General features: G+C 67.3%; 11 protein-coding genes. 10 read left to right on the plus strand and 1 reads right to left on the minus strand.

Annotated features, from left to right (window positions below):
- Window positions 1-25 precede the first annotated feature (25 nt).
- The 3 genes from KVS69_RS08125 (at window position 26) to KVS69_RS08135 (ending at window position 2,998) form a co-directional block, all read left to right on the plus strand.
- Window positions 26-640, plus strand: coding sequence for a TetR/AcrR family transcriptional regulator (locus KVS69_RS08125; RefSeq protein ID WP_068848394.1), 615 nt, complete (start codon window positions 26-28; stop codon window positions 638-640).
- A 105-nt stretch (window positions 641-745) separates the two neighbouring features.
- Complete coding sequence (locus KVS69_RS08130) at window positions 746-1,264, plus strand: c-type cytochrome (RefSeq protein WP_068848396.1); 519 nt, start codon at window positions 746-748, stop codon at window positions 1,262-1,264.
- 294 nt (window positions 1,265-1,558) lie between these two features.
- The gene (locus tag KVS69_RS08135; RefSeq protein ID WP_217537700.1) at window positions 1,559-2,998 is read left to right on the plus strand and encodes an ExeM/NucH family extracellular endonuclease; all 1,440 of its coding nucleotides are present in this window, start codon (window positions 1,559-1,561) and stop codon (window positions 2,996-2,998) included.
- Between the two features lie 72 nt (window positions 2,999-3,070).
- Here the strand turns inward: KVS69_RS08135 and KVS69_RS08140 are convergent, their stop codons facing one another.
- Window positions 3,071-3,928, minus strand: a complete 858-nt coding sequence (locus KVS69_RS08140) for an EamA/RhaT family transporter (protein ID WP_217537701.1) — start codon at window positions 3,926-3,928, stop codon at window positions 3,071-3,073.
- Between the two features lie 55 nt (window positions 3,929-3,983).
- Between KVS69_RS08140 and KVS69_RS08145 the strand changes: the two genes are divergently transcribed.
- The 7 genes from KVS69_RS08145 to KVS69_RS08175 all read left to right on the plus strand — a co-directional run bounded on the left by KVS69_RS08145 (window position 3,984) and on the right by KVS69_RS08175 (window position 12,546).
- Window positions 3,984-4,658, plus strand: a complete 675-nt coding sequence (locus KVS69_RS08145) for an alpha/beta fold hydrolase (protein ID WP_217537702.1) — start codon at window positions 3,984-3,986, stop codon at window positions 4,656-4,658.
- Window positions 4,655-5,755, plus strand: a complete 1,101-nt coding sequence (gene zapE / locus KVS69_RS08150; RefSeq protein ID WP_217537703.1) for a cell division protein ZapE — start codon at window positions 4,655-4,657, stop codon at window positions 5,753-5,755. Before KVS69_RS08145 ends, zapE begins: the two co-directional genes overlap by 4 nt.
- A gap of 558 nt (window positions 5,756-6,313) precedes the next feature.
- Window positions 6,314-8,725 (plus strand): ribonucleoside-diphosphate reductase subunit alpha, encoded by a 2,412-nt coding sequence (locus tag KVS69_RS08155; RefSeq protein ID WP_068848405.1) that lies wholly within the window; start codon window positions 6,314-6,316, stop codon window positions 8,723-8,725.
- Between the two features lie 193 nt (window positions 8,726-8,918).
- On the plus strand, window positions 8,919-9,938 hold the full coding sequence (locus tag KVS69_RS08160) for a ribonucleotide-diphosphate reductase subunit beta (protein WP_093535153.1): 1,020 nt from the start codon (window positions 8,919-8,921) through the stop codon (window positions 9,936-9,938).
- A 104-nt stretch (window positions 9,939-10,042) separates the two neighbouring features.
- On the plus strand, window positions 10,043-10,456 hold the full coding sequence (locus KVS69_RS08165; protein ID WP_068848408.1) for an acyl-CoA thioesterase: 414 nt from the start codon (window positions 10,043-10,045) through the stop codon (window positions 10,454-10,456).
- 48 nt (window positions 10,457-10,504) lie between these two features.
- A complete protein-coding gene (locus KVS69_RS08170) occupies window positions 10,505-11,326 on the plus strand; it encodes an NAD-dependent protein deacetylase (RefSeq protein ID WP_217537704.1) in 822 nt (273 codons plus the stop codon).
- A gap of 110 nt (window positions 11,327-11,436) precedes the next feature.
- Window positions 11,437-12,546 carry an NADH:flavin oxidoreductase/NADH oxidase gene (locus KVS69_RS08175; RefSeq protein WP_184126208.1) on the plus strand — a complete coding sequence of 370 codons (1,110 nt, stop codon included), beginning with the start codon at window positions 11,437-11,439 and terminating at the stop codon, window positions 12,544-12,546.
- Window positions 12,547-12,677: the final 131 nt, after the last annotated feature.

Here is a 12,677-nt window from a genome sequence, read left to right on the forward strand (position 1 = left end):
CAAAAATTGAACATAGAATCAGCAAATGGCCTATAAACGCTCAGCTTTGATGGAAGAACGCCTGGCCGGGGCCCGCGAGCGGATCCTGCTGGCCACCCGGCGCCTGGTGGCGGCCGGCGGCTACCGGAATGCCCCGGTCACCGCCGTGGCGGCCGAAGCGGGGGTATCCACCGGGCTGATCTACCGGCACTTCCCGTCCAAGGCCGAGCTGTTCGTGGAGGTGCTGACCGACGCGGTCGAGCACGAACTGCGCATCTTCGAGGCCATCGCCGCCGAACCGCTGCCCGCGCCCGAGCGCCTCCGCCGGGCGATCACCGCCTTCGTGCGCCGTGCGCTGGCCGGCCCCGGGCTGGCCTATGCCTTCATTGCCGAACCGGTGGATCCGGAAGTGGAAGCCGAGCGCATCCGCTGCCGCCGCCTGTTCGGTGACGTGTTCCGCCGCATCGTGGCCGATGGCGTTGAAGCCGGCAGTTTCCCTGCGCAGGACACCGACGTGGCGGCCGCCTGCATCGTCGGTGCGTTCACCGAAGCACTGGTCGGCCCCACCGCGCCCAGCCGCGATGCGCACGGCGACCAGACCGCGCTGGTCGAATCCATCTGCGTTTTCTGCCTGCGTGCTGCAGGCGCCTCCCAGGTCTGATGCTGCATTGCGGTAGTGGGAGGCGGCTTGCAGAGCGCCGCCGACGCTGGTCATACTCGGCCGACAAGCCGTGGTCCAACGACTACCAGCCAGGGGTAACAGAGAGTGCGGAATTACGACCTCGAGTTCCTGAAACGCTTTTCCATGGTCATTGCCTTATTGATGGCCATCACGCTCGGATTGATCCTGTTCGCCGCGTACCTGCACACCCGCATTCCCCCTGAAGTCTCGCCCCAGGCCGCCAAGCGCACCGAACTGCGCATTGCCCCGGCCGGTGCGGTCTATGCCGGCGCCACCGGTGCTGCCGACCAGGCCGCCGCCAAGGCGGCGGCGATGGCCAAGGCCGCCTCGCAGGTGGCTTACGGCGGCACCACCGATGGAAAGGTGATCTTCGACAACCTGTGCACCGCCTGCCACACCACCGGCGTCGGCCAGGCACCGACCCTGGACCACGCCCATTGGGATGCACGCCTGGCCCAAGGCAAGGACACCCTCTACAAGCACGCCATCGAGGGCTACACCGGCCCGGATGGCGGGATCATGCCGCCCAAAGGGGGCAACCCCGGCCTGAGCGAAGAGCAGATCCACGCCACCGTCGATTGGATGCTCGCAAACCTGAAATAACCGGCGAGCATCACGAACGGCAAAGCCGACAGGTAGAGCCGACTGTCAGTCGGCTGAGGGTAGAGCCGACTGTTAGTCGGCTGCAGGTAGAGCCGACTGTCAGTCGGCTGCCGTTCGCGCGGACCCTGCAACCTCCCGTGCTCCGGAGCCAAGCCGACTAACAGTCGGCTCTACCGGTCGGCTCTACCGGCCAGGTCCAACCGTCCCGCCCGGTCCGCGCATCCAGCCTCTCCGGCAAAGCCGACTTTCATGTTTCACGGTTACCCTGTGCACCCGTTTCCGGAATCGCCGTCGATGCGCCGTCGCACCCTCGCTCTTGCCCTGTCGCTGCTGCTGCCCGCCACCGCCTTCGCCCAGGCCCAGCCGCAGCCACGCCCGACCGCATCGACCCCGCCGACCTCCGCGCCCGTCACCCTCACCGCCGCGCCCACCGACTGGCGCACCCTCGACGGCCAGCACGTGCGCATCGCCGCCCCGCTGACCCTGGCCGGCACCGACGGCCTGGCCCGTTTCGGCGAACTCACCGTCGCCTTCGACGGCCGCCTCTGGCAGCCCAGCGAAGTGGCCGCCCCCGGCACCGACGCCCACGCCAAGGTGATCGCCGACAACCAGCGCCGCCGCCTGCTGCTCGATGACGGCAGCACCGCGCGCGACCCGGGTCCGGTGGCCTACCTGCCCGCCGCTGCCACCCTGCGCACCGGCACCGTGCTGCGCAACGTCGAAGGCATCGTCCACGTGGACGCCAAGGGCACCCCGCGCCTGCAGGTCACCACCCCGCTGACGCTGCCGGCGCTCAACCGCCCGGCCGCCCCGGTGGTGCCCGGCGCGCTCAAGGTGGCCGCCTTCAACCTGGAGAACTTCTTCAACGGCGACGGCCAGGGCGGCGGGTACCCGACCCTGCGCGGCGCCCGCACCCTGGCCGAACACCAGGCCCAGACCGCCAAGCTGGTGGCCACCGTCAACGCGCTCGGCGCCGACGTGGCCGCGCTGATGGAACTGGAAAACGACGGCTACGGCCCGCAGTCCGCGATTGCCGAATTGGTCGCCGCGCTGAATGCCAACCGCGGCAAAGATGCGGACTGGGCCTTCATCGACGCCGGCAAGGGCCCGGGCGAGAACCCCATCCGCGTGGGCATCATCTACCGCAGCTCGCGGGTGAACCCGGTGGGCGCCCCCGCCGTGCTGGACACCGCCCCGTTCGGTCCGCACAGCCGCGTACCGCTGGCCCAGGCGTTCCGCGCCGGCAAGGGCGCGCCGTTCGTGGTGGTGGCCAACCACTTCAAGTCCAAGGGCTGCTCGGAAGCGGCCGGCGCCGATGCCGACCAGAACGACGGCCAGGCCTGCTGGAACGCCACCCGCGTGGAATCGGCGCGCCTGCTCAACCAGTGGCTGGGCACCGACCCGACCGGCGCCGGCACCACCGACGCGATCCTGCTGGGCGACTTCAACGCCTACGCGATGGAAGCCCCGATCCGCGCCCTGCACGATGCCGGCTGGCGCGACGCCTTCGCCGTGGCCAAGGTCGAGCGCCCCTACAGCTACGTCTACAACGGCATGACCGGCCGCCTCGACCACGCTCTGCTCAGCCCGGGCATGGCCAAGCGCCTGCGCGGCGCGGCCGAATGGCACATCAATGCCGACGAAGCCGACGACGTCGGCTACCGCGACCGCAACGAAGCCGGCCCGTGGCGCAGTTCCGACCACGACCCCTTGATCCTGGGTTTCGACCGGTAACCCACCTGTTCGCCGATGCCGGGTAGTTGCGTCGCGCACGCGTAGAGACACGCCATGCGTGTCCGCGCGGTCTCACCCCCACGCAATAAACCCAATCGCCACCACCGCCAATACCAACCCCGCGCGGTTCCACCGCGTGGTCGGCTCGCCGAACGCCAACACCCCCGCCAGCGCCCCCAGCACCACCACGCCGATATTCATCCCGGCAAACACCGTGGCCGGGCTGTCTGGCATCGCCTGGTGGGCGTGCACGTAAAACAGGATGTTGCCGCCATTGAGCAGCCCCAACAGCGCCCCCGCACCCACGTTGCGCGCGCGCAAGCGGCTGCGCCCACTGAAGTGCCGCCACAGCTGCAGCCCCAGCATCAACACAAAGGCAATGCTGAAACACGCCAGCAGTGCCGCCATCGACGGCGTCCCCGACAGCGCCACCTGCTTCAGCAGCACATCCACCAGCGCAAAGCCCACCCACACCGCCAGCAGCCAGCGCCAGCTGCCCGCCTCACCGGCCACCGCCGGCCCACGCGGGCGCAGGCTGATGCCCAGCATCGCCACCAGCCCCAGCCCCAGTCCAAGCAGCTTGAGCGCGGTCGCCGTCTGCCCAAAGAACACAAACGCAGCCAACAACGACAGCAACAGCGACAACCGCTGCGCCACATCCGTTCGCACGATCCCGGCCACCGCCACCGTGCGGCCCAGCACCAGGAACAGCGAAGGCAGCACCACCGCCAGCACCAGCAGCGCCGGCCACGGCGCATGGGTCGACTGCAGCGCCTCCAGCGGCGGCTGCAGCACCCCCGCCGTAAGCCCGGCGGCCACCAGGTAATTCCAGGTCACCATCTGGGCGACATCCAGCTGGCGGCGTGCGGCCAGCTTCAGCAGCACCGACACCAACACGCTGCAGACGACGCTGAAAAGCAGATAGAACATGGGGTTCCAGGCAGGCGCGGCAGTGCAGCCCGCGGGGGAGCGGTATTATGACGCCATGCACAATCCCCCTTTCCCCAATGAAAGCACCACCCTGCAGCTGGCCGGCCCGGTTGGCGCGCTGGACGTGATGGTCGACCCGCCCAAGGCCGACGTGCCCGCGCAGCCGGTGGTGGCGGTCATCTGCCACCCGCTGTCCACCGAAGGCGGCAGCATGCACAACAAGGTGGTGACCATGGTCGGCACCACCCTGCGCGAGCTGGGCATTGCCACGGTGCGCTTCAACTTCCGCAGCGTCGGCACCTCGGCCGGCGAATTCGACCATGGCGAGGGCGAGCAGGACGACCTCAAGGCCGTGGTGGCCTGGGTGCGCGAGCAGCGCCCCGACGCCACCCTGTGGCTGGCCGGCTTCAGCTTCGGCGCCTTCGTCTCCCTGCGCGCGGCCGCCGAGCTGCAGCCGCAGGTGCTGATCTCGATCGCCCCGCCCGCCGGGCGTTGGGACTTCGACGGCGTGCAGCCGCCGGCCAACTGGCTGGTCATCCAGGGCGAGGCCGACGAAATCGTCGACCCGCAGGCGGTCTATGACTGGCTGGACGAGCTGGACGCCCCGCACGAACTGGTGCGCATGCCTGAAACCAGCCACTTCTTCCACCGCAAGCTGATCGACCTGCGCGGCGCGGTGCTCCACGGCGTCAAGGGCTGGCTGCCGAACCCGGAAAGCGCCACCGCATGAGCGATACCGCACTGACCCCGTCGCAGCGCTACGCCGAAGGCGTGGCCCGGGGCGAATGGCAGAACGACCCGGCCCAGCACGCCGCACTGGCCGAGCTGGACCGCATCCACCTGGCCCTGGTCGACAGCGCCCAGGACGGCTGGCTGGATCGCCTGTCCGCTTTCTGGAAGAAGCCGGACCCGGTCAAGGGCCTGTATTTCTGGGGCGGGGTAGGGCGCGGCAAGACCTTCCTGGTGGACCTGTTCTACGACGGGCTGCCGATCGAACAGAAGTACCGCACCCACTTCCACCGCTTCATGCGCGGCATCCACGAGCGCCTGCGCGAACACCAAGGGCAGAGCGACCCGCTGGCCCGGATCGCCCAGGAATGGCGCGCCAAGCTGCGCGTACTGGTGCTGGACGAGTTCTTCGTCACCGACATCGGCGATGCCATGCTGCTGGCGCGCCTGCTCGAACGCCTGTTCGCCGAAGGGGTCACCCTGGTCACCACCTCCAACACGGCGGTGGAGAACCTGTACCTGAATGGCCTGCAGCGCGACAGCTTCCTGCCTGCCATCAGCCTGCTGCAGACCTACTGCGTGGAGCTGTACGCCGAGGGCACCGAAGACTACCGGATGCGGGCGCTAACCCATTCGCCGGTCTACCAGGCCCCGCGCGACGAGCACAGCGATGCCTGGCTGGCCAGCCGCTGGGCCGCGCTGAGCGGCGGCCAGTCGCCCAAGCCGGGCAACATCGAGATCGAAGCACGCAAGATCCCGGTGCGCGCCCGCGGCAAGAGCATCGTCTGGTTCGACTTCAAGGCCCTCTGCGAAGGCCCGCGCGGCCCCTCGGACTACATCGAGATCGCCCGCGAGTTCAACACCGTGCTGCTGGGTGACATCCCGCATTTCGACCGCATGAATGAAGATGCCGCGCGCCGCTTCGTGAACCTGATCGACGAGCTGTACGACCGCCACGTCAACCTGGTCTGCACCGCCACCGACGCCCCGGTAGCCCTCTACACCGGCACCCGCCTGCAGGGCGCCTTCGAGCGCACCGCCTCGCGCCTGATAGAAATGCAGAGCGCCGAATACCTCGGCACGCCCCACCGGGCGTAACCGGGGGCAACCGGCCGTCACCGGGGCTGGAACAAGGCGTAGGGACACGCCATGCGTGTCCACGCGGTGCCAAACCGCCCGCAATTGTTACGCCCACGTGACGCCCATCGTTCCGTTTTTCGAACGCTTGAATCGCACCAAAAGTCGCCCCCAACCCTTGACTGCGCACTCGCTTTCGACGGGTCGCGACCGTTCGTCGGACGCCTGCAACACCGGATCCTTGCGCCGCAAGGGATTGGCCTGATTCCCTACATTTGGCGTTGACGGCCCCCTATACCCCCACTATCTTGTGGCCGTCGGTCTCTTCGACCACAAGTCGAAGGGTCCAACGGGCCCAACGCCCACCGACAACCGCATGCCGTACAGGGTGCGGTGCTGGTAGCACCAGTCTCCGGGGGGAGATGACCGGTGACGCAAGGGGAATCGTCCGCAGCGCCAGTGCGCCGGTCGCGTCCCATGCGACACCGATAGTCCACCCTGAGCGCTGAGCGCATCGGCCCCACGCCTGCCCCGCAGGCGACCCTGCACCACCCCAAATCACGCCAAGAGGAAAACGCCGTGAGCACCGAAACCAGCGCAGCCACCGACCAGGAAAGCGAATTCCTGTTGACTTCGCCGCCGACCGCGACCGCCATGAGCGTGACCAAGCGCAACGGCACGACCGAACTGGTGGATCTGAACAAGATCGTGCGCGCGGTGCAGCGTTCGGCTGAAGGCCTGCATTCGGTGGACCCGATGCGCGTGGCCACCCGCACCATTTCCGGCCTGTACAACGGCGCCACCACCCAGGAACTGGACGAGCTGTCCATCCGCACCGCCGCCCTGCTGATCGGTGAAGAGCCCGAGTACGGCCGCCTGGCCGCGCGCCTGCTGGCCAACTACATTGCCAAGGAAGTGTCGGGCCAGGAAATCCACGCCTTCTCGCAGTCGGTGGGCCGTGGCCACGAAGTGGGCCTGATCAACGACCGCCTGCTGAACTTCGTGCAGACCAACGCGCGCAAGCTCAACGATGCCATCGACCTCAGCCTCGACCTGAACTTCGACTACTTCGGCCTGCGTACCCTGTACGACCGCTACCTGCTGCGCCATCCGCACACCCGCAAGGTGATCGAGACCCCGCAGCAGTTCTTCCTGCGCATCGCCAGCGCGCTGAGCGAAGACGTGCCGGAAACCCTGGCCCTGTACAAGCGCATGGGCAACCTGGACTACCTGCCGTCCAGCCCGACCCTGTTCAATTCCGGCACCACCCACGAGCAGCTGTCCTCGTGCTTCCTGCTTGATTCGCCGCAGGATTCGCTGGAATCGATCTACTCCAAGTACGGCGACATCGCCCAGCTCTCCAAGTTCTCCGGCGGCATCGGCGTGAGCTACACCCGCGTGCGTTCGCGCGGCTCGCTGATCAAGTCCACCAATGGCCATTCCAACGGCATCGTGCCGTGGCTGAAGACCATGGACTCGTCCGTGGCCGCGGTGAACCAGGGAGGCAAGCGCAAGGGCGCGGCCTGCGTGTACCTGGAAACCTGGCACGCCGACATCGAAGACTTCCTCGAACTGCGTGACAACACCGGCGACGAATCGCGCCGCGCGCACAACCTCAACCTGGCCAACTGGGTGCCGGACCTGTTCATGAAGCGCGTCGAAGCCGACCAGGAATGGTCGCTGTTCGATCCGCGCGTGGTGCCCGAGTTCACCGACCTGTTCGGTGAAGCCTTCGAGGCCGCCTACCTGCAGGCCGAAGCACAGGGCAAAGCCAACCGCACCATTTCCGCACGCAAGCTCTACTCGCGGATGATGCGTACCCTTGCCGAAACCGGCAACGGCTGGATGACCTTCAAGGACAAGTGCAACCGCGCCAGCAACCAGACCCTGCGTCCGGGCAACGTGATCCACCTGTCCAACCTGTGCACCGAAATCCTGGAGGTCACCTCCAACGATGAAACCGCCGTGTGCAACCTGGGTTCGATCAACCTGGGCAACCACTTCGACGAGCACAACGAGTTCAACTACGAAAAGCTGGCCGAAACCGTGCGCCTGGCCGTGCGCCAGCTCGACCGCGTGATCGACCTGAACTTCTATCCGATCGAAACCGCCCGCCGCGCCAACATGCGCTGGCGCCCGGTCGGCCTGGGCTGCATGGGCCTGCAGGACGTGTTCTTCCGCAAGCGCCTGCCGTTCGACAGCGCCGAAGCCCGCGCGCTGTCGAAGAAGATTGCCGAGACCATCTACTTCCACGCCCTGGAAACCTCGGTCGAACTGGCCCAGGAACGTGGCAAGCACCCGTCGTTCAACGACACCCGTGCGGCCAGCGGCGAACTGCAGTTCGACGCCTGGAACGTGGTGCCGGAAGACGGCGCGCGCTGGGACGCCCTGCGTGCCCGCATCAAGGAACACGGCCTGCGCAACTCGCTGATCATCGCCATTGCCCCGACCGCGACCATCGCCTCCATCGCCGGCTGCTACGAGTGCGTCGAGCCGCAGGTGTCCAACCTGTTCAAGCGCGAAACGCTGTCGGGCGACTTCCTGCAGGTGAACCGCTACCTGGTGAACGAGCTGAAGAAGCTCGGCCACTGGACCCCGGAAATGCGCGACACCATCAAGATGGCCGAAGGCTCCATCCAGGGTATCGCCCAGATCCCGGAAAGCCTGCGCCAGATCTACCGCACCGCGTGGGAACTGCCGATGCGTTCGCTGATCGACATGGCCGCCGACCGTGGCGCGTTCATCGATCAGTCCGCCTCGCTCAACCTGTTCATGGAAAGCCCGAACATCGGCGCGATGTCCTCCATGTACATGTACGCCTGGAAGCAGGGCATCAAGACCACCTATTACCTGCGCTCGCGTCCGGCCACCAAGATCGCCAAGACCACCATCAGCCACACCGCAGCGGCTGCCCCGGAAAAGGTGTTCAGCCCGGAAGAGGCCATCGCCTGCTCGCTGGAAAACCCGGAAGCCTGCGAAGCCTGCCAGTAATCCGCGGGCGCCCACCGCCCAGGTAGCGCCGGCCATTGGCCGGCCTCGACCAACCGCAGCGCCGGGCTCTGCCCGGCCGCTCCACCGGCCCAATCGCCGGAACATACACCCGGCAGGTGCCGACCGTTGGTCGGCACACACACCCGGTAGGTACCGACCGTTGGTCGGTACACCTCAGAAGGAAAGACCCACCATGGCCGACACCCGCAAGCAGATGCTGCTCGATCCCGGTTTTGAACTGACCCTGCGCCCGATGCGCTACCCGCAGTTCTATGACATGTATCGCAACGCGATCAAGAACACCTGGACCGTGGAAGAAATCAACTTCCAGATCGACATCAGCGACCTGCACACCAAGATGTCGCCGGGCGAGCGCCACCTGATCCACCGCCTGGTTGCCTTCTTCGCCACCGGCGACTCGATCGTGTCCAACAACCTGGTGCTGAACCTGTACCAGCACTTGAACGCGCCCGAAGCACGCATGTACCTGTCGCGCCAGCTGTACGAAGAAGCGCTGCACGTGCAGTTCTACCTGACCCTGCTGGACAACTACCTGCCGGACCCGGAAGAGCGTTCGAAGGCGTTCTCGGCAGTGGAGAACATCGACTCCATCAAGAAGAAGGCCGACTTCTGCTTCAAGTGGATCGACTCCATCCAGGGCCTCACCCGCATCGAAACCCGCGACCAGCGTCGCCAGTTCCTGCTCAACCAGATCTGCTTCGCCGCCTGCATCGAAGGCCTGTTCTTCTTCGCCGCGTTCGCCTACGTGTACTACTTCCGTTCGCGTGGCCTGCTCAACGGCCTGGCCTCTGGCACCAACTGGGTGTTCCGCGACGAAAGCGCGCACATGGACTTCGCCTTCGAATGCGTGGACGTCATCCGCGAGGAAGAGCCGGACCTGTTCGACGATGAGATGAAGCGGCAGGTCTACGACATGCTGGCCGAAGCCATCGAATGCGAAGTGCAGTTCGCCGAAGACGTGCTGTCCGGCGGCGTAGCCGGCATTTCCACCCGCGACATGCGCCAGTACCTGCAGCACTGCGCCGACAACCACTTCCACCGCCTCGGCATGGAAAAGAAGTACAACGTGCGCAACCCGCTGCCGTTCATGGAACTGCAGGACGTGCAGGAGCTGACCAACTTCTTCGAACGCCGCCCCTCGGCCTACCAGGTGGGCGTGCAGGGCGAAGTGTCCTTCGACATGTCGTTCTGATCCAAGCGCACCATGCGTACCAGAAAGCCCCGGCACTGCCGGGGCTTTTTGTTTGCGGGCGCTGCCGTATCATCCTCGTCGACCCCATCGCACGGCCCACCGCCATGACCGCCACCCCCGACGTCGTCCCGCCCACTGAAGTGCGCATGGCCGAAATCGTCTTCCCCAACCACACCAACCACATGGGCACCCTGTTCGGTGGCCAGGCATTGGCGTGGATGGACAAGGCCGCGTTCCTGGCCGCCGCGCGCTACTCGCGCCGCACCGTGGTCACCGCCCGCTCCGACCAGGTGGACTTCAAGCTGCCCATCAGCATCGGCCAGATGGTGGAAACCGTGGGCCGCATCGTCGAAGTGGGCCGCAGCTCGATGAAGGTGGAAGTAGAGCTCATCGCCGAAGACCTGCACACCGGCGAGCGCAAGCTGTGCACCCGCGGCCACTTCGTGATGATCGCCCTGGACGAGAACCACAAGCCCACCGCTGTGCCTGCGTTGCCGGCCGACATCGCCGGACCCTGAACGGGCAGGGGCGATTGCGAACCCTCCAATCGCCCCCATCTAGCTGGCATGTCTACCCCACTGGCTGACTTCATCGACCGCGCCCGCCGCCTGTTCGTCCTCACCGGCGCCGGCTGCAGCACCGACTCGGGCATTCCCGATTACCGCGATGCCGACGGCCAGTGGAAGCGCACCCCACCGGTGAACTACCAGGATTTCATGGGCGAAGCGGCCACCCGCCAGCGCTATTGGGCGCGCAGCCTGCTCGGCTGGCCGCGCTTCGGGCAGGCCCAGCCCAACGCCACTCACGCCGCACTGGCCGCGCTGGAAGCGCGTGGAAAGGTTGAAGTGCTGCTCACCCAGAACGTGGACTGCCTGCACCAGCGCGCCGGCAGCGCCGCCGTGATCGACCTGCACGGCCGCCTCGACCAGGTGCGCTGCATGGGCTGCGAAACCCGCAGCAACCGCGAAGCTTTCCAGCAGGCGCTGCTCGCCGCCAACCCCGGCTGGGACCGCCTCGACGCCGCCCAGGCCCCGGACGGCGATGCCGACCTTGAAGGCGTGGATTTCAGCACCTTCAACGTGCCCGCGTGCCCCACCTGCGGCGGCATCCTCAAGCCCGACGTCGTGTTCTTCGGCGAAAACGTACCGCGCGCCCGCGTCGATGCCGTACACGCCCACCTGCAACAGGCAGACGCCGTCCTCGTGGTCGGCTCCTCCCTGATGGTCTATTCCGGCTACCGCTTTGTCCAGGCGGCCGCCAAGGCCGGCCTACCCGTAGCCGCCCTCAACATCGGCCGCACCCGAGCAGACGACCTCCTCACCCTCAAGGTAGAGCAGTCCTGCGCAGAAGCCCTGTCCTTCCTGCTCCCCACGACCACCCCCGCGTAGAGACACGCCATGCGTGTCTGGCCACACCGTTCCAAACAAACGGTTGCCTGCACCCCCGCTTCCGGGTGCAATAACCCCCCGGTTTCAACATCCCCCCGAGTCGCCCGCCCGTGAGCCAGCTTTTCTCCCCCGTAACCTTCGGACCGCTGACGCTGTCCAACCGCATCGTCATCGCCCCGATGTGCCAGTACTCCTCCACCGACGGCCTGGCCAACGACTGGCACCGCCAGCACCTGGGCATGCTGGCCCAATCCGGCGCCGGCCTGCTGATCCTCGAAGCCACCGCCGTGCTGCCGGAAGGGCGCATCAGCTACGCCGACCTCGGCCTGTGGGACGACGCCACCGAAGCCGCCCTCACCGACGTGATCGCCTCGGTGAAGCGCTGGTCGCCGATGCCGGTGGGCGTGCAGCTCGCGCATGCCGGTCGCAAGGCCTCCTCCGCACGCCCGTGGGACGGCGGTGGCCCGCTGCCGCCGACCGACCCGAACGGCTGGACCGTGAAAGCTCCCTCGGCGCTGCCGTTCACCGCCAACGGCCCCACGCCCGAAGCGCTGGATGAAGCCGGCATCGACGCCGTGGTGGAGGCCTTCGCCGTGGCCGCCAAGCGCGCCGAGCGCGCCGGCCTGGACCTGATCGAACTGCACGCCGCGCACGGCTACCTGCTGCACCAGTTCCTCTCCCCGCTCAGCAACAAGCGCCAGGACGAGTACGGCGGTTCGCTGGAAAACCGCATGCGCCTGCTGATCCGCGTGTTCGACGCCGTGCGCGCGGCGGTCTCCGACCGCATCAGCGTGGGCGTGCGCATTTCCGCCAGCGACTGGGTCGACGGCGGCTGGGACATCGAACAGAGCACCACCCTCGCGCAGATCCTCGACCTGTGCGGCTGCCAGTTCCTGCACGTCTCCAGCGGCGGTCTCGACGCACGCCAGAAGATCGCCCTCGAGCCCGGCTACCAGGTACCGTTCGCCGCCGCGATCAAGGCCGCCAAAGTGCGCATGCCGGTCATCGCCGTCGGCCTGATCACCGACCCGGCGCAGGCCGAATCGATCTTGCGCCACAACCACGCCGACGCCGTCGCACTGGCCCGCGGCATCCTCTACGAACCGCGCTGGCCGTGGCACGCCGCCGCTGCCCTCGGCGACTCCATCACCCCCGCCCCACAGTACCTGCGCTGCGAACCGCGCGAAGCCCGCGGCGTCTTCACCGCCCCGTCTGCTTGATTGAATCGGTAGCGCACCGCCCGTGGGCGGGCGCCGCCCGGTCTCACGCCACATCCCCCCCCCCCCCCGCCCGCCACCCCCCCCCCCCCCGCTGCCTCCACGCCCCCCCCCCGGGCGGTGAATCCCCTCGC

The organism is Stenotrophomonas sp. GbtcB23 (assembly GCF_019091045.1).
Lineage (GTDB): Bacteria > Pseudomonadota > Gammaproteobacteria > Xanthomonadales > Xanthomonadaceae > Stenotrophomonas > Stenotrophomonas rhizophila_A.